Annotated in this window: 15 protein-coding genes and 1 pseudogene; 11 read left to right on the top strand and 5 right to left on the bottom strand. The window is 71.2% G+C overall.

What is annotated here, in order from left to right; translation table 11 throughout:
- Nucleotides 1-2023: 2023 nt before the first annotated feature.
- The 4 genes from CYQ11_RS29870 to CYQ11_RS26375 all read right to left on the bottom strand — a co-directional run bounded on the left by CYQ11_RS29870 (nt 2024) and on the right by CYQ11_RS26375 (nt 5610).
- Nucleotides 2024-2182 (bottom strand): DUF6760 family protein, encoded by a 159-nt coding sequence (locus CYQ11_RS29870; RefSeq protein WP_181143796.1) that lies wholly within the window; start codon nt 2180-2182, stop codon nt 2024-2026.
- Nucleotides 2179-2574, bottom strand: a complete 396-nt coding sequence (locus tag CYQ11_RS26365) for a hypothetical protein (RefSeq protein WP_099202801.1) — start codon at nt 2572-2574, stop codon at nt 2179-2181. Before CYQ11_RS26365 ends, CYQ11_RS29870 begins: the two co-directional genes overlap by 4 nt.
- Nucleotides 2575-2682: 108 nt before the next feature.
- A complete protein-coding gene (locus tag CYQ11_RS26370) occupies nt 2683-4239 on the bottom strand; it encodes a hypothetical protein (protein WP_099202802.1) in 1557 nt (518 codons plus the stop codon).
- 54 nt (nt 4240-4293) lie between these two features.
- The gene (locus CYQ11_RS26375; RefSeq protein WP_099202803.1) at nt 4294-5610 is read right to left on the bottom strand and encodes an NHL repeat-containing protein; all 1317 of its coding nucleotides are present in this window, start codon (nt 5608-5610) and stop codon (nt 4294-4296) included.
- Between the two features lie 595 nt (nt 5611-6205).
- Here CYQ11_RS26375 and CYQ11_RS30010 point away from each other — a divergent pair.
- The 7 genes and pseudogenes from CYQ11_RS30010 to CYQ11_RS30505 form a co-directional block, all read left to right on the top strand.
- Nucleotides 6206-8002 carry an eCIS core domain-containing protein gene (locus CYQ11_RS30010; RefSeq protein ID WP_420894543.1) on the top strand — a complete coding sequence of 599 codons (1797 nt, stop codon included), beginning with the start codon at nt 6206-6208 and terminating at the stop codon, nt 8000-8002.
- Between the two features lie 487 nt (nt 8003-8489).
- Nucleotides 8490-10484, top strand: a complete 1995-nt coding sequence (locus tag CYQ11_RS26385) for a hypothetical protein (protein ID WP_099202805.1) — start codon at nt 8490-8492, stop codon at nt 10482-10484.
- 1180 nt (nt 10485-11664) lie between these two features.
- Nucleotides 11665-11874, top strand: a complete 210-nt coding sequence (locus tag CYQ11_RS30940; protein WP_398781034.1) for a hypothetical protein — start codon at nt 11665-11667, stop codon at nt 11872-11874.
- A gap of 114 nt (nt 11875-11988) precedes the next feature.
- The gene (locus tag CYQ11_RS26395) at nt 11989-12867 is read left to right on the top strand and encodes a universal stress protein (RefSeq protein ID WP_099202912.1); all 879 of its coding nucleotides are present in this window, start codon (nt 11989-11991) and stop codon (nt 12865-12867) included.
- Nucleotides 12868-12995: 128 nt separating this feature from the next.
- On the top strand, nt 12996-13343 hold the full coding sequence (locus CYQ11_RS26400) for a CBS domain-containing protein (protein WP_243469290.1): 348 nt from the start codon (nt 12996-12998) through the stop codon (nt 13341-13343).
- A 26-nt stretch (nt 13344-13369) separates the two neighbouring features.
- The gene (locus CYQ11_RS29875) at nt 13370-13531 is read left to right on the top strand and encodes a hypothetical protein (protein ID WP_181143797.1); all 162 of its coding nucleotides are present in this window, start codon (nt 13370-13372) and stop codon (nt 13529-13531) included.
- A gap of 301 nt (nt 13532-13832) precedes the next feature.
- A pseudogene (locus CYQ11_RS30505) lies at nt 13833-14537 on the top strand (IS5/IS1182 family transposase); the annotation flags it as partial.
- A 159-nt stretch (nt 14538-14696) separates the two neighbouring features.
- Here CYQ11_RS30505 and CYQ11_RS26410 read toward each other — a convergent pair.
- A complete protein-coding gene (locus tag CYQ11_RS26410) occupies nt 14697-16373 on the bottom strand; it encodes an FAD-dependent oxidoreductase (RefSeq protein ID WP_099202806.1) in 1677 nt (558 codons plus the stop codon).
- A 226-nt stretch (nt 16374-16599) separates the two neighbouring features.
- On the opposite strand from CYQ11_RS26410, the gene CYQ11_RS26415 reads away from it, so the two are divergent.
- The 4 genes from CYQ11_RS26415 (at nt 16600) to CYQ11_RS26430 (ending at nt 20777) form a co-directional block, all read left to right on the top strand.
- The gene (locus CYQ11_RS26415) at nt 16600-17721 is read left to right on the top strand and encodes a SchA/CurD-like domain-containing protein (RefSeq protein WP_099202807.1); all 1122 of its coding nucleotides are present in this window, start codon (nt 16600-16602) and stop codon (nt 17719-17721) included.
- Between the two features lie 64 nt (nt 17722-17785).
- Nucleotides 17786-18268, top strand: coding sequence for a cupin domain-containing protein (locus CYQ11_RS26420; RefSeq protein WP_099202808.1), 483 nt, complete (start codon nt 17786-17788; stop codon nt 18266-18268).
- Nucleotides 18265-19533: a beta-ketoacyl-[acyl-carrier-protein] synthase family protein gene (locus CYQ11_RS26425; protein WP_099202809.1), complete on the top strand. Its 1269-nt coding sequence runs from the start codon at nt 18265-18267 to the stop codon at nt 19531-19533. Before CYQ11_RS26420 ends, CYQ11_RS26425 begins: the two co-directional genes overlap by 4 nt.
- Nucleotides 19530-20777: a beta-ketoacyl synthase N-terminal-like domain-containing protein gene (locus CYQ11_RS26430; protein ID WP_099202810.1), complete on the top strand. Its 1248-nt coding sequence runs from the start codon at nt 19530-19532 to the stop codon at nt 20775-20777. The genes CYQ11_RS26425 and CYQ11_RS26430 overlap by 4 nt, the downstream gene beginning before the upstream one ends.
- The last annotated feature ends 3 nt before the right edge of the window (nt 20778-20780 follow it).

The raw sequence follows: 20780 nt of genomic DNA on the forward strand, positions 1-20780 counted from the left end.
GTCCGTGGGGCCGAGGTGGGGGCCGGGGCGGATGCGAAGGGGGCCGCGGTGGACGGTTCGCCGGCCGCTGTGCCGGGCGGCCGTTCGTTCCCGGCGGGGGGCGGGGTGACGAACGGCATGGCGGTGCCGGGTACCTGGGGGAGCGGCTGCCCGACGCCGAGCCGGTGCCGGGGGCCGGCCGGGGGGAGGGAGCCGGTGGTGGGGCGGGTGTCTCGGTCCCGCCCCTTCTCCGAACCGTGGCCCCGCCCCGGACCCCACGGAGGGTTGGGGCCGGGCGGTTCGCCGGGGGTGCGTCGGCCGCCGAGCTGCTCCGGGATGCCCGGCGGCGCCGTGAGGGGGAACGCGTCATGGTCCTGCCGGCCCGGGGGGCGACCGGATCTTTGCGGAGACGTCGCCCGGGTCCTGCTGTGGCCGCCCCGAGGCTCGGCGTGGCCGGAGATGCTCGGGGAGCCGGGACCGGGGACCTCGCTGTGTCCTGCCCGGGCTCGGGGGTGTTCCGGGTCCCTTGGGGAACCGGGGTTGTCTGCTGCGATGCAGTGGGGTCGGTCCTGGCGGTGCCCCAGGTTCCAAGGAAGGCCGAAGCCGAGGGCTTCGCCCTGGCTGGGCTGGTCCTGAGGGCGCCCCGGACCCTTTGACGCGCTGGGGCCGTCGGCCGCGCCCTTGTCGGATCGGTGCCGGCGGTGCCTGCCGCTCGAAGGGAAACGGAGACCAGGGAGATCGCCTTGGCCCGGTCGGTCCGGGTGGTGTCCCAGGACCTCCGGCGGATCAGGGACGTCGGCGCTGCCCCGGTCAGGTTGGCTTCGGCGGTGCCCGGGGGCCCACGAAGTGCTGGGTGCTTCGGCCCGGTGCGGTTGCGCACGGTGCTCTTCCGGGCCACGGGCCGGCCCGTGACCGTCCGCTCCGCCTCCGTCCGGACCGTGGCGGTGCAGGAGGCCCTGTCGAGGGGTGACGCCGAGGTCTCCGTCCCGGGCCGGAGAGCCGTGACGGTGCCCGAAGCTCCGCAGCAGGGGGGAGCCGGAAGACCCGCCCGGCTCCCCCCGGTCCCCATGGCGTCCCGGCTCTCCGGGTGAGCCCACGTTGTGGGCTTCGCGGTGGCCGAGGACGTCTCCGTCGCGCGCCGGGTACCTGAGCGCCCCCGGCACGGAGACCTCGCCTGGTCCCCGCGAGTCCTCAGTGGGTACCGGACCGGCCGGAGGGCCGGTGACGAACGGCTCACTCCGGATTCTGTCGTCCGCGTCGCGCTCAGGGCTCAGAGGACGGCCGGGCCGTCGGGCGGCCTTGTGCCGGCCGTGCTCCGCGCTCCCCGGGGCACCGGCTTCGTGGGCTTCGCCCAGGGCCCGTCGGCCCTGATCACGCCCTCGGTCGCTCGCGGGCCCCGGCGTGCGGGGCTCGGGAGGTACCGCACCCTCCGAGGCGCCGGGCCGGTCGTCGGGCCCGCTCCGGGCTCGTCGGTCCGCGCCGCTTCCCTGCCCCGAGGAGAGGCGGGGTTCCTCAACGGCTCCGCCCTCATGCCGGGTGCCCACCCCGTGCTCGCCCGATCGTCGGTCGACATGCCTCGCGCCCACCGGGGGAACGGGGGCGAAGTCCCCGGTTCCGGGTAAGGGCGGGACCGGAGGCGTCACCTCCACTCCCTCCCCCGGCTCCTCGGACCGCGACAGCGCCCCGGCGAGCGGCGGGAGTTCCGCCAACCCCATCAGAGGAGTGCCATGATCGGCCAGTTCCACTGCCAGCGGCACCCCGCGCGGCAGCAACCGGCCGTCGGCCGTGACGAGCGGCGCCGGGCACCAGGCCGCGAGGTCCTGCCGGAAGGCGCCGAGTCCGCAGGGGAGCGGCACCGGCATGCGCAACAGCCCGACGGGCGCGACGACACGCCAGTCCGCACCTGGCGGAGGCCCTGGCGGAGCCCCCGCAGCCGGGGAGGCCGGGGCCCGGTCGGGCACCGGGTCCGTACGCCGTGCCCGCCGCCACCGTCCCGGCTTGGAAGGGCGCAACGCGTTCAACCCCTTCAACACACCCACCCCACTCACCGCCCCTCACTGATGGAGGAGTTGATCCGTGCGATCTCACGCACCCACGCGCGCCGCTCCGCGTGCGGCAGGGTGAGGATGTCCTTGTACGCCCAGTGGAAGTGGTAGGCGATGTAGGCGCTCTCCTCTCGGAGCCGGCGCTCCGGGTGCGTCATGCTTCCCCCAGGCGGCCGCCCGAGGCCGGCCCGGGCAGGGCGAAGCTGGTCCCGCAGGAGGGACAGGCGACGGCGCCGTGGCTGGAGTCCAGGCCGTTGATGCGCCGGTAGAGGTCCTGGAGATAGGCGAGGTCCTTGGCGAAGAGCTGCTCCACCACGCCCGCGTGGACCTCGCTCACGGTCCCCAGCCGCGTGATGACGAGGCTGAGGAGGATCACCCCCAGATAGGCGGGGTTCTCCCTGACCCGCTGGTCGATCAGGGGCGACAACTCGTCACGCGCCGTGGCGAGCCGCATGGCGCCCTGGCGGTGCACAGTGCCCGCGGCATCCACATAGCCGTGGGGGAGTTGGAAGTCGTACTCGGTGCGCAGCGGTGAATCGTTCTCGGGCATGGTGGGGGCGCGTTCCTCCGTCTGTACCGAGAGATGCGGGCATGTGTCCGCCGGAGCCCGGTTCCCGCCCGAGGGCGGGAACCGGGAGGGCCGGTCAGTAGGCGGCCGTCACTGGATGTTCTGTTCGAGCAGCAGGCTCACCGGGGTCTTCGCCACCCAGACCCGTACGGCGAACACGTCGGCCTTGTCACCGGCCGTCAGCACGGGGGATGTGGCGGAACCATCGGCTTCGCCGGTCACCTTGGCGGTGTCCACTCCGCCGGGGAACGTCGCCGCGCCCTCGTCGCGGATCTTGAAGGTGACTTCGGCGCCCGGCACGGGACTGCCGTCCTTGTCCTCCACGATGACCTTCATCGGCTCGTCGAAGGACTTCCCCGGGGATACGGTCTGTCCGGCACCCGAGACATAGCGGACGTGGTGTGCGGCACCCACCGGCGGGGTGACGGTCAGCCGGGAGAAGGAGGCGACGGCCTTGGTCTCCGTCCAGCGGGCGGTGACGACGCAGGGGCCTTCCTTGAGCGCCTTGAGCAGCGAGCTCGTGGCGGCGCCCAACTGCTCGCCCTCCGTACCGGTGTAGCGGGTCTCCGCCGGTTTGTCGTTCTCGAAGACGGCCGAGCCGCCCTCCACGGAGAACTCGATCCGCTGTCCGGCCACCGGCGTTCCGTCCAGCTGGACGGCCTTGACCACGAGGGCGTCGGCGAAGCGCCGGCCGACGACGGTCGACTGGGCGTCCCCGGACACGACGGCCAGCCGGTACCGGGACACGCGCCGCAACGCCTGCCTGCCGGAGAGCGCGGCCCACAACCGGCTGTCGGCGGACATGGCCAGCCCCGAGGGCCGCGAGCCGTCACCGGTGGAGATCACGGCAGCCCTCGCCTCTCCCGGCAGGACGTAGCCGATGGCGTCGCCCTCGGGGCCGGCGAACCAGAGGGTACCGTCCGCGGTCGCCTTCTGGCGGCGTGCGGGACAGGGGGAGTCGACGCGCGTGAGCAGACCGTCCCCGACGCCGTACTTGTAGATCTCGTTGTCCGGGGTGGCCACCCATACGGTGTCGCCCGACGGCGTGACGGCCAGATCCCGTGGCTCGACGCCGATGGTGACGGCGGGGGAGAAGGCGCCGGTGTGGGCGTCGTAGCGCACCAGCGACCTGCCCCCGGGTGAACTGAGCCAGTACCGGGTCGGCTCGCGTTCCGATACGGCCACTCCGTGCAGGCCGTCGGGGTAGGTCAGTGAAGTCGACATGACGCCACCGGAGTTGATGAAAACCAGCCGGCTCCGGTCGGACAGCACCGCGACGATACGGTCCCATCCCTCACGGCTTTTGGCGAGCACCATGGAGTGGCATTCCCGCCCGCTGTCCAGGGGGTGGGTCTGGTAGTGGCCGTTGTTGTCGCACTTGACGAAGACGGCCGCGCTCTGCCCCGAGAGGAAGGTCCACACGCCGTGGCCGGGCCAGGCGACCAGGGAGTTCGCGGTACCCGCGAAGCCCGGTCCCGGGGTGAAGACGGTGTTGCTCCAGGGGCTTCGGGGCTCGAAGCGGCCGATCGCGCCCTCCGCCGTCACGAACCACAGGTTCTGGTCGTCGCTCTGCCACGCCAGGTCGACGGCGGCCGTGTTGATGGGGAACTCGTCGGTGTTGCCGAGGGGGATCGTTGGGGCTGCCATTCTGGTGCTCCCTCCGGAGAGGCGGGATGAACCGCAGGTGTCGATGCCGGACCGCTAGCCCTGGGTGATCCTCAGAGTCGTGGTCGCGTGCGGCTCGGTATTGCCCAGGCCGACGCTCAGGACCGCCACTTCCTCGATCAGCCCTGCCGACACGGGTGGCACGGCGACACGGCCGAGCTGGTCGGTCAGGATCACGCGTTCCTTGGACCCGTCGTCGAAAGTCGCCCCGTCCGCCTCGATGCGGCAGGTGAGCGGAATGCCCGGTACGGGGTGGCCGTTGGAGACGTACTCCACGATGAGCGGATGCTCGACGTGATCCTTCATGTGCAGCTCGGACTTGCCCTGGTGCACCACCTGGGTCCGGCCGGCGAGGGAAGCGCCACCGTAAGGAGGCGGCGGCACGGAGTACTTGCCGAAGGACTTGTTCGTGGGGTTCGTGTACCAGAGTTCCCCGTTGGTGCCGACGCAGAGCCCCTTCGCGCCACCGCCGTTGGGGAGGCTCACCAAGGAACCCGGACCCGGCTGATGGCGGTCGATCTCGTGCAGTCCCTTGCTGGAAGCCACCCACACCTTGTCGTTCGTGTAGAACACCAGCTGTTGCGGCACCGCGTCGCCCAGGGACACGGTACGAGAGGTGCCTTCCGTGATGTCGTAGCGGACGACCTGGTTGGGGTTGGTGGCGGTGAACCAGACCGCCTCGGTGTCGGCGATGATGTAGAAGGGCTTCTGCTCGGGGCTGTCGAGAATCTCGACCCTCTCCCATGCCGTCTGCCCGGGGGAGCGTCGGTAGAGGCCGTTCTCGTTCCTGACGGGGCTGGTGGTCTGCTTCTGGCCCGTGGCCCAGTAGGTGTGGGTCTTTTTGTCGTCCGCGGTCGTGACGGCCACATCCCACAGCCATGTGCTCCGGCCGATGGGCATCTTGTCGTAGGAGCCACCCTGGGCCGGGACGGGGAGGATGCCGACGTAGCTGTGCTGCGGTTCGGCGAACAGCAGGCTGTAGCTGACGTTGGGATTGCTCGGAGTGCCCTTGTCGGTCGTCCGGAGCTTGATACTCTCCGCCTGGGCGTCCGGCTCCAGGGGGTATGCGGTCACCGGGTAATTCCCGTAGGTCTCCATCACCAGGATGGGGTCCCGCTTGGCGGGCGACGCCATCCAGATCCGTTGGTTCTCGGATACCGGGTCCTTCATGACCCCGGCCGTGAGGTCGTACTCCCCGGTGGCGATCGATTGAGCACTGTTGGGGTCATTGGGATTGATCTTGACGACGGTCCTGCTGTTCGTGGTGATCCACAAGTATCGCTTGTTTCCCACGGCCACCGAATGCGGCGTCTTGTTGAGACTGAACTCCTGGATACTGGCGATGTCCGCCATGATGCTCCCCCTCCGGACTTTCGTTGACGCGTGAACTCATCAGAGGGCGCGTGGAAGTGCGCACCGGCAAAAGGTGCCGCAGATTGATGGCTCACGCGGGAGCGGCGCTCGACCGACTGAGAGTATGCCGCCAGCACTCCCCGCCGCACCTGGGCGAACCGGCCACCGTGGGGTGAGGCTCCGGGCTCCCACCCGGTGCGGCTGCCGGTGCCGGGGTCCGAGAGGCATTTCGGCTGCAAACAAGGGCATTCGGAGTGCATCATTCCGTGCGAGGTCTCTCACCTCCCCCGTTGCCCGGTATGTGTCAAGAAGGTCTGCGCGCTGCCTGTTCGGCTCTGTGGCATGGCCGGAATTCCTTCAAGAACCGTTTCCGCACGCGGGAGAATCGGCCCGATGGCGAGAAACGACGTATGGGCGAGATGGCCCGTCCTTGACGCTGCTCGACGACGCGGGCCACTGTTGTGGTCTCGTCCGGAGGAGGGCCATGCGCCGTTGGGTTCCGATATCGAATCGGTCGCAGCGCCCGGCGCGGATCTCACCCGAACCCGCACAGGCCGGGCCCGCGTCGGCCGTGGCGCCCCCGGGGAGAGCCTCGTTGCTCCTGGCCCTCCAGCGGGCGGCCGGAAACGGCGCGGTCCTCAGGATGCTGCAAGCGGGCGGGGTGTCCCGGGAGCAGTCCGCCGTCCCCGAGGTGGTGTGCAGCGGCGGCCGTCCGCTCGACGGCACCACCCGGAGCGCAATGGAAGCACGGCTCGGTGCCGATCTGTCCGACGTACGCGTCCATACCGACGTCGCCGCACAGCGCTCGGCCATGGTGATCGGCGCGCGCGCCTACACCGCCGGCAACCATGTCGTCATCGGCCGCGACGGAACGGACAAGGCCACCTTGGCGCACGAGCTCACACACGTCGTCCAGCAGCGCAGGGGGCCGGTGACGGGAACCGACACCGGTCACGGGTTCGCGGTGACTGACCCGGACGACCGCTTCGAGCGGGAGGCCAAGGCCAACGCGTCACGGGTCATGAGCGCGCCGGTGGGAGCGGCGGAGCAGCGGCCTCTCGGCACCGTCCCCGCACCGCCCGCGAGTACTCCGGTCGTACAGCGCGCGATGCACCTGGCCAACTACGACGAGCGGATCTACCAGGACTCGCTCAACCCGGGCGCCGAGTACGCCTTCGTGAAAAAGGCCGACGGCAGGCTGCTCTTCGCGGAGTACGGCGGCGTCGACAGGCTGACGGCCGCCCTTGGCGCCGTCGGCTTCGCCGGCGACGTCCGGTCGAGCGGCCTCGACGATTTCATCAAGGGCGCCTACCGGGAGAGGGGCCCCGTGTGGCGCCACCTTTGGCACGAGCTCGGTGGTCTCTTCCACTACGACAGCATCGTCAAAGCGACCGGTCCTGTCGGCGAAGAAGTCCTGGGACGGGCCACGCCCGGTCTCGTCGCCGCGATCGTCAGGCACGGACCGCAGATCTGGAACAGCTCAGGCGGCTCGCGCGCACCGCGGGCGGAAGGGCGTCTGTACGGCCTGGACCTGTCCGATGACCAGGCCCGGCACATGCTCGGCATCGACGAGGACACGGCCCGTCATTTCGACGACGTGCGGTACGAGCGTCTCTCCGAGCGCCAGTACGAACAACGGCACGCGCTGCTCCGGAACAAGGACAACGGCGCCAACCTCTTCGAGTACGAAGGCCGCTTCCCGGGAGACCGGGCGCGGATGATGTACGTCTCCACGGCCGGCACGGTCCGCGCCGCCGCGCACCGCATTCGCATCGCGAACCGACGGTTCGGTGACGCCGAGTTCTTCGATCCCGATATGGATGAGGCAACGCGGCGCGCGCTGCACGCCGAGTACGCCCGTCTCACCGCCCCGCGTCCGGACACCGGCTGGGTGCCGGGCACGGACCTGACCGCCGTGGACCGCGGAGCCGGCCAGGACAGCGCCATGAACGGTTGGAACGCTCTCGGAGTGGTGGCCTACGCCAAGCGCTTCCTGGGCGCTCCGTACGAACTCGAACAGAACTGGGAATGGCTGCACGTGCAGGGGGCGCAGATCGGCGGGTCGACCGACGCGACCAACCTGGTGGCCGGCACCTACGTCACCAACTCCGCGATGATCCCCTACGAGGACATGATCGCCAAGTGGGCCAGAACGGATGCCCACCGCTTCTGGGCCCGGTTCGAAGTGGTCCCCGGGGGGACCCTCGGGCCCCTGTTCCCGGACAGGATCAGGCTTTCGGTCAAGACCGACAACCACCGGGACCTCGGCACGCTTCCCGGGCTGGTCCTGGCGGAGTTCGATCCGCTGCACGGCAGGATCGTCGATCGCCTCGCCGGCGAAATCATGAAGCGCAACGTCGACGCCACACGCGGGCTGTACGAGCCCGGCTGACGACGACACGAGCTCAATGACCGGGTCCACCGGCGATTCGATGAACTCGTCGGCCGCACACACCGCGGCCGGCAACGTCGGGCACCGCGGCGGCCTCGCCCGCCCCGGGTTCGGCGGGGTGCTCCTTCGGCATCGTTGTGCGGGTGGTGAAGGAGCCGGGATGTGGTCTCGACATGCGGACGAGGAGCGGTAGATGCGGGTGCAAGGGAAGACCGGTGAGACTCCGGCCCGGCGTGGTGCCGAGTCGGCAGGGACAGCACTCGCTCCCCGTGCGGACTCTGATCCTTTCCCGAGCCGTGCCCCGTCCCCGGGGAGCCCGGCGCAGATCATGGCCCTCCAGCGTTCCGCGGGAAATACCGCGGTCGCCGCGATGCGGCAGCGTTCGAACGCCCAGGACGTCCGCCGTCCGCCCAGCCGCCCCCTGGATCCGACGCCACGTGACCGGGCGGAAGCCCGGGGAGCGGCGGGTCCGTCCCGCGCGGACCGCATGCCGACGCTCAGCCATGCGCTGAACCAGGTCGCGGAAGGACTCGACAACACCGTCGGGCTGGCCGGGGACCACGCCGCGCAGATGGAAGAGGCGGTGCACGGCGCCCTGAGCCGCGCGCTGGTGACCCTCGCCCGCGAAGGCCCGGTAGCCTCCGTGCAGCACGTCGGCACCGCGACGTCCCAGGCCGCCACGCAGGCCGCCGCGTGGGTCACGGAACTGCCCGGTCGCCGGGTCGCCGAGCTGCTGCCGCTCCCCGACGAGCTGTCCGCCCTGCTGCCCCGGCAGACCGTCGCCGAGCTGCTGCGTGAGGTCCCCGCAGCGGCCACCCGGGCCGCCGAGGCGGTGCAAGGCGGTGCCGCCACGGCGGAGGAAGCGGTGCACGACGCCTTGGGCCGCGCGCTGGCCACTCTCGCCGGCGAGGGCCCGGTGGCCGGTGCGCAGAGCGCCGCCACCTCCCTTGTGGAAGCCTCCCGATGGGTCGGCAGCGCGTTGGCCCAGGTCCCCTCCGCCGCCCAGCAGGCACTGCTCGAAGCCGTTCCACTCCCGCAGTGGTGCACACGCCTGGCGCTGCGCTGGGCCGCCTCGTACGCCGCCGCGCACATCTACGGAGCGGTCCGCCAGGCCGGGCGGACCGCGGCCACGATCGCGGGCGAACTCGGGTCGGAGGCCACGGGGATGATGGACGTGGTGGATCGGGAATTGCGCCAGATATGCGCTCCGTCCGAGCAGGGCTCGGCCGCCGGTCCCGCCGACGCGCCTGAACTGACCGAGGAGCAGCGGCGCCAGGCCGACTTGCGGGCCTTCCGGGCCACGCTGTTCGGTCTCGGACCCGCGGACGTCGAAGAACTCATCGGCTGGCTGGCAGCTGGGAAAGACCCTCTTGACGCGGATCGACTGGCGGTGGCGCGGGAGTTCCGGAGTCTCCAACTGGCCGCTGTCGCGGGAGGAGCCGATGCGTATCTGCGTGACTTCGACGCTGAGCGCACGCAATTGGCAGACAAAATCGGGCGTTTGCGGCATAAGCAGGAAAAACTCACCCCGTCCCGCGTCCTTCCGCATGCGGTGCTGCCCGCACGCTACCGCGACAAGCACGCACATCAGGAGGCCGAAATCACGGCAGCTCATGCCCGGTTGGCGGAGATCGAGGAGCTGCGGAAAACGCTCGAGCGCAGCAGCCGGGAGATCGGCGTTCTGCAGACCCTCCTCAATCACGTCCAAGGCCCCAGTGCGACGAACATGGCAGGACTCAAGCCCCACGAACTCGCCGCGTGCGAGAAGCTGCTGCAAGAGGCGCTCGCCGACGTCGAGGGGTACGGCGACCCCGCCGGTCTGAGCGCCCTCCTCGACCGGGTCCGCAGGGAACCGGACGCGCGGTCGATGCTGAACATGGTCCGCGCGCGGGGCATCGGCGAGCTGTACGCGCTCAAGGAACGGATGGACCGTCTGGCCGGAGTCCTCGGCGCCGAGCTGTCGGAGCGCGCACCGGGCTGGCTGGAGAGGACGGGTTTACGTGAGACCGATCCCGCCCTTTCGGCGCAGGTGGAGCAGCTGTCGGGCCAGGTGGCCGAGGCGCATGCCCTCTCCGCCGAGTACGCCCGGCTGATCTCCCTCTACGAGTCGCCGGAGTACACCGACCGTACCGCCCGCGCCGAAGCCGACCTGAAGGCCTTCCGCGACCTCGACTTCCGCCGCCTGCTCGACCAGGAGTACGGGGAAGCCGCCGACCGTGTGGTCGCGGCCTCCGGGAACAACGCTCGGCTCCTGCAGGCCATGGGCATTCTGTTGGACCGGGTGAAGGGAGACCACCCGAAGGGCCTCGGTGGTGTCCACATCAATATCTTGGAAGGTATGGCCGAACGCCTTCCGGAACTCGCGGCCGCCGCAGGCCCGTTCTATATGGAACGCGTGGACTTCGCACTCCTGCTGCGCGAGGTGGACAAGGAACTGGCAGCCCGGCGCGCGGGCCCGCCGGGTTCGGCAGGGGGGTTGTAGCCGGTTCGCCTCACGGCGGGGGTCACGCCGGCCCGTCCGGTGGACCCGGAGCGGTACATGCGGCGGACGGCGGCGACGGCTCGACCGGCGACAGTCATGCCGACAGGCGAAGAGGCTGCGGGCGGCGCCGCATGACCAGGCGTCGGGCTGGAGCCGCACGCTGAGTATGACGCTCGGATGCGAGCACTCTGACCTCAGGACCTGGGCGGAGAGATTGTCAGCGCTCTCGAGCGCAGCCTGCCGCTTGCGCCCACGTTCTGTGGGCGGGTGCCTCCGCTCTGTCGCCCGGGCGGCAGGGGCCATCTTGCCCCGTGCCGCATCGATGCCGGAGGGAGAGGATGGGGGAGAGGGCCGGTAGCGCGGCCAGCCCCCGTGTGAAGGGAGGCCCCGGTGACAGCATCACCCAGCCTGGACGACGCCCGGGTCTCGGAGCTGGTCGGTGAGGCGGCAGCAGCCCCTTCGATGCACAACGCACAACCCTGGCGTTTCCGGTACTCAAGAGAAAGCGGCACGTTCCACCTGTACGCGGATCCGGAGCGGGGCATGCCGCACTCTGACCCCGACGGCCGGGCCCTGCATATCGGGTGGGGAGGCGCTCTCTTCAAGCTTCGCGTCGCCCTCGCGAAGGCCGGCTACCACGCGGACGTCGCACTGCTGCCCGATTCGCAGGACGCGGCCTTGCTGGCCCTCGTCCATACGGCACCGTCCGAAGACGGTGCAGAGGACATCGGGCTCGGACTGCTCGAGCCCGCGATCCTCCAGCGGCATACCAGCCGGTACTCGTTCGCCGAAAAGGCGCTTCCGGAGGACGTGCGCACCGGCCTCATCGACGCCGCACAACGGGAAGGGGCCGTGCTGTCCTTCCTCGAATCCTGGCAGGCCCGCTGGGTGGAGGAACTGGCCGAGGAAGCCGAAGCACGCAACCTCACCGACCCGGGTAGCGAGCAGGACCTCGCCCGGTGGATGCGACCGGCTCCGCCGAAGCGGACACGGCGACCGATGGGGTTCCGGAGTACGCCTTCGGGCCACGCAAACACGGTGGGAGGGCACCGATGTGTGACTTCTCGGGCGGGCAGCCGGTGGCCGATCGCGGAACGACGCCCTTCGAGGACATCCCGCACCTGGCCGTGCTCAGCACGGACGGCGACGACCACCGCACTGGCTGCGCGCGGGTCAGGCCATGCAGCGCGTCCTGCTCCTAGCCACCCTCAAGGGGCTGGCCACCTCGTTCTCCACCCAGGCACTGGAATGGCCCGACCTGCGCTGGCCCTTGCGCGACCCCCTCGCCGGCACCGGCCAGGTGCAGATGATCCTGCGCCTCGGCTACGGACCGCACGGCCCGGCTACGCCGCGTCGCCCCGTTACGGGTGTCCTCGTCATCGAGGACTGATCCAGGGCCTGGCTGGCTCCGGTGGCCGTTCCGCAGGGCCGGACTCAGGCTGGAGGAGACGAGCCGCGCTGTGGGCCCGCAGGGGCGTACGTCGATCGCACGGAGGTGACCGTCATAGAGTCGGCCCCCATCACCGTCGGACTCGACGGTTCCGCGGAGAGCCTTGCGGCCGCCCTCTGGGCGGCGGACGAGGCGGAGCGGCGTGGGCTGGGACTGCGCCTCCTGCACGCGTGGGTTCTGCTGGCCGGCGAACCGGCCACGGGCCTTCCGCCCGACAAGGATCAGAACTACTGGGCGAAGCGCATCGTGCGGGCGGCTGCGACAGCCGTGTACGAGCGACACCATGACCTCTCCGTCACCGAGGACCTCGTGGCGGAAGAACCCGAGGCCGCACTTCTGAACGCCGCTGTGAGCTCGACGATGATCGTGCTGGGTTCACGGGGCCTGGAACGCCTGGAGAGCTTCTTCCTGGGCGATATCAGCCTCCAGGTGGCGGGCAGAGCCGCACAGCCAGTGGTACTCGTACGGGCGCCGGCCGGCAGGGCTCGACCGCTCGCCGGTACCGACGAGGGCGGTGTGGTCGTCGGCGCCAGCCTGCATGGCCGGTACGACAGCGTGCTGGGGTTCGCCTTCGAGACGGCCGCGGCGCGTGGTGTGCCCCTGCGCGTCGTGCATGGCTGCCCCTTGCCGGTGCAGGCCTACGCACCGTGGGGTGTCGACCCCGAGGTGGCGGGAGAGATCAGCAAAGAGGCCTCGGAGAAACTCTCCCGTGCCGTACAGCCGTGGAGCGAGCGCAATCCCGGCGTCATGACGACCAGCACGGTCCGGCTGGGAAGCCCCGCCCGCGCCGTCCTCGGGGCTGCCGAGGACGCCGATCTTCTGGTGATCGGCCGGCGCAAGCATCACCCGCCGGTGGCGCCACGCCTGGGGAATATCGCACAGGCGTGCGTGCACCATGCCCGGTGCCCGGTTGCCGTGGTGCCCCACGACTGAGGCACGGCTCGGGATGGAGGGCCGGCGATGAAAGTGTCGGCGTTGATGACCACGCCACCGGTCACGGTGAGCAATCAGGTCACCGCAACGGAAGCAGCCGTGCGTATGACGGAGGAGGCGGCTGCATCATGGTCACCGAGGGCGACATTCTGTGCGGTATCCTCACTGACCATGACATCGTGATGCGCGGTGTCGCGTGCGCCTCCGGACCCGACGAACCGGTTACCCGCCTGATGAGCACTCCCGTCGTCACGGTGAGCGCGTCGGACGATCTGGATGTCGCCTATCAGCTGTTCCGACGCGAGGACATCCGGCGTCTGCCGGTGCTCGACGGTGGGCGGCTGGTCGGCGTCCTCGCCATTGACGACCTCTTCGCCGATGCCCTCCAGCGCCTGGCGGACCTCCTCGGGCCCGTCTCCTGGAGCGCACTGCGCGACCAGGCGGACAGCCGCCCGCGCCGGCGTTCGGCCCCCTGAGCGCGGAGCGGGAAGCGAGGCCGGTCATGGGGGAGTGGACCTGGGAGTACGAGGGCTACGACCCCGCCGTGGAGCGCTTGCGCGAGGCACTCCACACCCTCGGGAACGGCTACCCCGTCGCCATGGAGGACTGCACGGTGTGCCGCCTGTGCAAGCTCGCCGACCGGCTGGTCACCCAGACGGCCTGATGCCGGTAGCAGCCCGTCAATCCCGTAGAGAAGAAGAAAGGGCATCTGTGTCCAAGCGCGCCCGTAAGAAGCGAACCCCGCCGTCCAGCGGGCCCCGGCCCACCGTGATGCTCACGGACGGTAGATCGGCGGCGTGGCGCGTGTCAGGCGGGCACGACGCACCAGACCGCATCGACCCTGGTGGTGCTCTCAACGCCGAAGGCCGCCGCCCCGTCCCATTTGATGTACGCCGTCCTGTCCGGAGGCGGGACATTGAACTCTTCTCCGTACCTGACCAGCGAGCTGATACGTCCGAGCTGCTGCCATGCACGGCGTGACCCGATGGCGATCACCTTCGGGACGCCCGTGTGACTTGCGGTGGAAGGCCGCGTGCGGGCTCGGCCTGAACGATGGGCCTTCGATCCTTCCCTGCTGGCGTACTTCCGGCGCCGGCCGGCCCGCTCGCAGCGGCCGGACCGGATCTTCGACGCGGTGCGCGAGGTGGTGGCCGCGACCGGGGTGCTCATGGGAAGGCGCCGACGTGCGCTGGATTCGGCGTGCTGGAGGACGCGGCGGCGACCCAGGACACCGTCACCCAGCTGGTCGCCGCGATCCGCCGCGTGATCCGCGAGGTCCCCGGCGCCGGTGCGGTGGCCGCCGAGTTCTGCCGGGCTCATGACTCCTGCGACCCGGGCAAACCCCGCATCGCCTGGAACGACGAGGAGGCCCGCACCCAGCTCGTGGACGCGCTCGTCACCGACGCCCTCAACCTGCTGGGCCGCCTGCCCGAGGAGGATCTCGGCCCCCGGGCGGCCGATGCCGTGGGCATCCTGGCCCTGTGGCAGGACAGGACGTCGAACCGGCGGATGACTCCGACGGCACCGACGGATGGTGGCGCATCGCCCGCCGCACCGCCTACGACCGGATGGTCTCCACCGTCGACCCCGATGCCCGGCACGTCCACAAGACCCTCTCCCGCTATCAGGACGGGTTCAAGGCCCACCTCGCCGTCGAGCCGGTGACCGGCCGCCGGCAACCAGGGTGCCGTCCACGATGAGGACCACCTGGTGGCGTCCGGGGTTGCGCTCGCCCGCACTCGGCTTCTTCCAGGGGCACGGAAGAGGGCGCCTGACCGGGCTCTCGCCCGGCAGGCGCCCTGTGGTCGCTCCGGCCGGCGGCAAAGGGCTTATGCCCTGCGGTGGACGTCCTCCCGGGCGAGTACGGCCACCAGGGCCGACCGCAGTGCCGAAGCGGGGTTCTCCGGCGCTCCTTCCGAGCGCCACGCCACGAATCCGTCGGGGCGTACCAGGACCGCGCCGTCCGCGGTCACGCCGTACAGCTGCGCCCAGTCCTCGTCGCCCGCCGGCGACAGCTCGGCGTCGGGGCCCTCGCCGATCCGGTACGAGTCGAGGGGCATGCCCAGTTCTCGCGCGACGTGCGCGGCCGCCGTGTGCCATCCGGCGTGGGTGCCGGCGGAACTCAGCAGCACCATGGAGCGCTCGTACAGATCCAGCGTGGACACCCGGGTGCCCGCCCGGTTCAGCCACAGGTGCGGCGCCCGGCTGCCCGGTTCGCCGGTCAGGCGGAGGCCGTCGGGCACGACCGGCGTCGTGGGATCGGCGCCCTGGACCGCGCCGTGCGGATAGCGGTGGCCGAGGACCACGTTGAGGATGCCCTTCTTGCCGCCCGGGCCGCCGCCCGCGCCCGGCTCCGGGGCGTACCCGGGGTGGCTGTGCTCGACCGAGCGTGCCGAGGCGCGGACGCTCGTCTGCTCCGCGACCGGACGGCGCTCCGCGTCGTAGGAGTCGAGCAGGCCGGGACCGGCCCAGCCGCCCAGGACCGCGGACAGCTTCCACGCCAGGTTGTGCGCGTCCTGGATCCCGGTGTTGGAGCCGAAGGCCCCGGTGGGCGGCATCTCGTGGGCCGAGTCGCCGGCCAGGAACACCCGTCCGTGCGCGAACCGTTCGGCGATCCGCTCCGCCGCGTGCCACGGTGCCCGGCCCGTGACCTCCACATGGAGGTCCGCAACTCCCACGGCCCGCCGGATGTGCTCCCGGCACCGCTCGTCGGTGAACTCCTCGAGGGTCTCGCCGCGTTCGGGGTGCCAGGGCGCGTGGAACACCCACCGCTCGCGGTTGTCCACCGGCAGCAGCGCCCCGTCGGCCTCGGGGTTCGTGAGGTAGCAGATGATGAAGCGCCGGTCACCTACGACGGACGCCAGGTCGCGGGAGACGAAGGTGATGCTCACGTTGTGGAACAGGTCGCCCGGCCCGGTGTGCCCGATGCCGAGCCGCTCGCGGACCGGGCTGCGCGGGCCGTCCGCCGCCACGAGGTAGTCCGCCCGGATGGTGGTGTGCTCGCCGGTCTCGACGCTCTTCACCCGCGCGGTCACCCCCTCGGGGTCCTGGTCGAACGACATCAGCTCGGTCGAGTAGCGCAGGTCCCCGCCCAGCTCCCGGGCACAGGTCAGCAGCACCGGTTCGAGATCGTTCTGGCTGCACAGACACCAGCGGGCGGGGCTGAACCGGGCCAGACCGCCGCCCGGGTCGATCTCCCGGAACAGCCACTCGCCGGCGTCCCCGACCAGGCCCGGCGTCTGCAGGATCCCGCTGTTGGCCGCCAGCACCGAGGCGGCTTCCTCGATGCGCCGCTGGATCCCGGCCACGCGGAACAGCTCCATGGTGCGCACGTTGTTCCCGCGTCCCCGCGGATGGGTCGACGTGCCCGCGTGGCGCTCGACGAGGGTGTGGGGCACACCGAGACGCCCCAGGAAGAGCGAGGTGGAAAGGCCCACCAGAGAGCCGCCGACGACGAGGACGGGTGTGCGGTGTTCGCCCTCGCCGGCCGCTTCGCTTCGGTTCATTGATCGCCTCCAGCGCCGCCTGCGGCGCACGTCGGGGTTGGGATGCAGATTCATCCCCTTCCCGGGACGGCGCGTGTGCGCGGGTCACCCGAATGCCGCACGGTTCACCCGTCCACCCCGCGGGACTCGCGCGGACCCCGAGCCCCGCCAACGATCGGTACGTACCCCGGCCCATCCGAGCCCGGCGGTCCCTCCCTGCTCTCGAGGACGAGAAGAGGTACGCCGTATGACCAGCGCGGCACGTGTATCGCAGTCGGCCTTCGACGGTTCCAGGCTGCGGGTGATCCTGTTGCTGGACCTGTACGAAGGAGCCCAGCAGCAGTTCCTCGAGGCCTACGAGGTGATGCGCAGGCAGGTCGCCGACGTCCCGGGACACATCAGCGACCAGCTGTGCCAGTCCATCGAGAACCCCTCGCAGTGGCTCATCACCAGCGAGTGGGAGAGCGCTCCGCCCTTCCTCGCCTGGGTGAACAGCGAGGAGCACGTCGAGACCGTCCGGCCGATGCACGCCTGCGTCCGGGACACCCGGTCGATGCGCTACAGCATCCTGCGGGAGACCGGCGGCCGGCGGCCGCTCACCCCGGACGCGGTCCCGGACCCGAAGGTGACGGCCCGCGTGGGCGACGGAGTCACCCGCCACGCCCTCACCTTCACCGTCAAACCGGGCTCCGAGTCCAAGGTCGCGGAACTGCTCGCCGGCTACGAGTCGCCCGAGGCACAGGTCGACGAGAAGACCCGGCTGCGCCGCACCTCACTGTTCATGCACGGCAACCGGGTCGTCCGGGCCGTGGAGGTCGAGGGCGACCTGCTGGCCGCGCTGCGCCATGTCGCCCGCCAGCCCGAGGTCCGGGCCGTCGAGGAGGCCATCAACCCTTACCTGGAGCAGGACCGGGACCTCACCAGCCCCGAATCGGCCCGCCTCTTCTTCACCCGGGCGGCGCTGCCCTCCGTGCACCACGTCATCTCCGACCGCCCCGAGCCGGCCGGCCTGCGGCGCCACGCGCTGTACTACCCGGCCAAGGCGGGCTGCGGAATGGAGCTGGCCAGGTTCCTCGCCCGGCAGGGCGAGGCGGCCGCGGCCGCCCCGGACAGCCCCGTGCACAGCAGCACCGTCTTCCAGCGCGACGACATCGTGGTCCGCCTCATCGACATCACCGGTGACGTCGACCTCGACCCGGCGGCCTCGCTCGGCCTCAAGGGCCCCGGCGCGGCCGCCGAGCTGGAGCGTCTCCTCGACGGCACCGCCATCGGCGTCGAGGGCTCCCTGGCGACGGACCGCAACATCAACCGACTCCTGTCGCACGCCGACATGCTGCCCATCACCGACCGCAGGTCGGCAGCTGCCTGACGGGCCGCCGCGGCCCCGCCGCGGCGGCCTCCCGCATGTCATCGCCACACCCGGAGGTATCAACATGCTCACGCAGCATCCGCGCATCGTGAACCTGAGCGACACGGAGCCCAACCGCAGGCGCGGAGGTGACCTCCGGGCCATGCTCACACCGGCCACGGTCGGCTCCACCAGCGGTTTCATGGGGCTGGCCATCATTCAGCCGGGCGAGCGGATCGGCGAGCACTACCACCCGTACTCCGAGGAGTTCGTGTACGTCGTCTCCGGCTCGCTGGAGGTCGACCTGGACGGCGAGCCGCACGCCCTGCGGCCCGACCAGGGTCTGCTGATCCCCATCGAGGTCCGGCACCGGTTCCGCAACGTCGGTGACACCGAAGCCCGCATGGTCTTCCATCTGGGACCGCTCGCCCCGCACCCGAGCCTCGGTCACGTCGACACGGAGGACACCGGCGCGGCCGGGCACGTCTCCGAGCCGGCCGCCACCGGGCCGCACATGACCGGGCAGGCCCCCGGACAGCCGGCCGGGCGGACAGGGGCGCTCGAGTGACCCGCCGCGTCGCCGTCACCGGCATAGGGGTGGTCGCCCCGGGCGGCACCGGAGCGGCGGGTTTCTGGGACCTCCTCGTCCAGGGCCGGACCGCGACCCGCGGCATCACGCTGTTCGACCCGGCGGGGCTGCGCTCCCGGATAGCCGCCGAGTGCGACTTCGATCCGCAGGCCCACGGCCTGGACCAGGAGTTCACCGAGCGCGCCGACCGCTACGTCCAGTTCGCGGTGGTCGCCGCCGAGGAAGCCGTACGCGACTGCGGGCTCGACACCGCCGCCGAGGATCCCTGGCGGATCGGCGTCTCGCTGGGCACCGCGGTCGGCGGCACCACCCGCCTCGAGCACGACTATGTGCTGGTCAGCCAGAGCGGCCGGCGGTGGGACGTGGACCACCACCGGGCCGGCCCCCAGCTGCACACGGCCTTCTCGCCGAGCACGCTGGCCTCGGTCGTGGCCGAACGGTTCGGGGCCCGCGGGCCGGTGCAGGCCGTCTCCACCGGCTGCACCTCCGGCCTCGACGCGGTCGGCTACGCCTTCCACACCATCGAGGAGGGCCGGGCGGACGTCTGTATCGCGGGCGCCTCGGACTCGCCCATTTCGCCGATCACGATGGCCTGCTTCGACGCCATCAAGGCGACGTCGCCCGACAACGACGACCCCGAGCACGCCTCCAAGCCCTTCGACAACCGCCGCAACGGCTTCGTCATGGGCGAAGGCGCGGCGGTCCTCGTCCTGGAGGACTACGAGCACGCCCGGGCCCGCGACGCGCACATCCACTGCGAGATCAGCGGCTACGCCACCTATGGCAACGCCTACCACATGACCGGTCTGACCACCGAGGGGCTTGAGATGTCCCGCGCCATCGACACCGCGCTCGGACAGGCCGGACTCGGCCCCACCGCGATCGACTACGTCAACGCGCACGGCTCCGGCACACGGCAGAACGACCGGCACGAGACCGCCGCCGTGAAGCTGTCGCTGGGCGCTCACGCCTACGACACGCCGATGAGCTCCATCAAGTCCATGGTGGGGCACTCGCTCGGCGCGATCGGCGCGATTGAGGTCGCCGCCTGCGTACTCGCGCTCAAGCACCAGGTGGTGCCCCCGACGGCCAACTATGAGACTCCCGACCCCGAGTGCGACCTGGACTACGTGCCACGCATCGCCCGCCCCCGGAAGCTGAGGAACGTGCTCTCCGTCGGCAGCGGTTTCGGCGGCTTCCAGTCCGCCGTGCTCCTGACCCGGACGGGCGGGAGGACACGATGAGCACACGGCGCCCCCCGCGCGCGGTCGTCACCGGGATCGGCGTGATCGCCCCCAACGGCTTGCGCACCGACGCGTACTGGAAGTCCGTCCGGGAAGGCGTGGTCGTCCTGGACCGGATCACCCGCGAGGGGTGCGAGCACCTGCCCCTCAAGGTCGCCGGCCAGGTCGAGGGGTTCGACGCCCAGGCCCTCATCGAAGAGCGCTTCCTCGTCCAGACCGACCGCTTCACCCACTACGCCATGGCCGCCGCCGCACTCGCCCTCGACGACGCCGGCCTCGGCCACGAGGCCGGCGAGGAGCCCTTCTCCTTCGGCGTGGTCACCGCCGCCGGGTCCGGCGGCGGCGAGTTCGGCCAGCGGGAGCTCCAGAAGCTGTGGGGCCAGGGCTCGAAGTTCGTCGGCCCCTACCAGTCCATCGCCTGGTTCTACGCGGCGAGCACCGGCCAGATCTCCATCCGGCACGGCTTCAAGGGGCCGTGCGCGGTGGTCGCCGGCGACGAGGCCGGCGGCCTGGAATCGCTCGCCCACGCGGCCCGGGCCGTCCGCCGGGGTACCGGCACGGTGGTCGCCGGCGCCGCCGAGGCACCGCTCGCCCCGTACTCGATGGTGTGCCAGCTCGGCTACCCGGAACTGAGCACGGTCGAGGAGCCCGACCGCGCCTATCGCCCCTTCACGTCGGCCGCGTGCGGTTTCGTGCCGGCGGAAGGCGGAGCGATGCTCGTCCTGGAGGACGAGCAGCGCGCCCGCGACCGCGGAGCGGCCGTCCGGGCGGTCGTGGCCGGCCACGGCGCCACCTTCACCGGTGCCTCGCGCTGGACCGAGTCCCGCGAGGGACTCGCCCACGCCATCCGGGTCGCCCTCGACGAGGCCGGCTGCGCCCCGGAAGAGGTCGACGCCGTCTTCGCCGACGCCCTGGGCGTCCCGGAGGCGGACCGCGCCGAGGCGCTGGCCCTCGCCGACGCGCTGGGCGCCCATGCCCGCCGCGTGCCCGTGACGGCCCCGAAGACCGGGAGCGGGCGGGCCTACTGCGGGGCCTCGGTACTGGACACCGCGGCCGCGGTGCTCGCCATGGAGCACGGTCTGGTGCCGCCCACCCCCAACGTGTTCGACATCGCCTGCGACCTCGACCTGGTGATGTCTCGCGCTCGGCCCGCCGAGCTGCGCACGGTCCTCGTCCTCAGCAGGGGACTCATGGGAACCAACGCGGCGCTGGTAGTGCGCCGCGACGGCGACGCCGCCCGGTGACCG

The sequence above is a fragment of the Streptomyces cinnamoneus genome (assembly GCF_002939475.1).
GTDB lineage: Bacteria > Actinomycetota > Actinomycetes > Streptomycetales > Streptomycetaceae > Streptomyces > Streptomyces cinnamoneus_A.

Coding starts and splice junctions, on each gene's coding strand:
- CYQ11_RS26375 (WP_099202803.1), bottom strand. CDS start 5,610: ATGGCGGACATCGCCAGTATCCAGGAGTTCAGTCTCAACAAGACGCCG.
- CYQ11_RS26415 (WP_099202807.1), top strand. CDS start 16,600: ATGACCAGCGCGGCACGTGTATCGCAGTCGGCCTTCGACGGTTCCAGG.
- CYQ11_RS26370 (WP_099202802.1), bottom strand. CDS start 4,239: ATGGCAGCCCCAACGATCCCCCTCGGCAACACCGACGAGTTCCCCATC.
- CYQ11_RS26365 (WP_099202801.1), bottom strand. CDS start 2,574: ATGCCCGAGAACGATTCACCGCTGCGCACCGAGTACGACTTCCAACTC.
- CYQ11_RS29870 (WP_181143796.1), bottom strand. CDS start 2,182: ATGACGCACCCGGAGCGCCGGCTCCGAGAGGAGAGCGCCTACATCGCC.
- CYQ11_RS29875 (WP_181143797.1), top strand. CDS start 13,370: ATGGGGGAGTGGACCTGGGAGTACGAGGGCTACGACCCCGCCGTGGAG.
- CYQ11_RS26430 (WP_099202810.1), top strand. CDS start 19,530: ATGAGCACACGGCGCCCCCCGCGCGCGGTCGTCACCGGGATCGGCGTG.
- CYQ11_RS26410 (WP_099202806.1), bottom strand. CDS start 16,373: ATGAACCGAAGCGAAGCGGCCGGCGAGGGCGAACACCGCACACCCGTC.
- CYQ11_RS26420 (WP_099202808.1), top strand. CDS start 17,786: ATGCTCACGCAGCATCCGCGCATCGTGAACCTGAGCGACACGGAGCCC.
- CYQ11_RS26400 (WP_243469290.1), top strand. CDS start 12,996: ATGGTCACCGAGGGCGACATTCTGTGCGGTATCCTCACTGACCATGAC.
- CYQ11_RS30940 (WP_398781034.1), top strand. CDS start 11,665: ATGCAGCGCGTCCTGCTCCTAGCCACCCTCAAGGGGCTGGCCACCTCG.
- CYQ11_RS26385 (WP_099202805.1), top strand. CDS start 8,490: ATGCCGACGCTCAGCCATGCGCTGAACCAGGTCGCGGAAGGACTCGAC.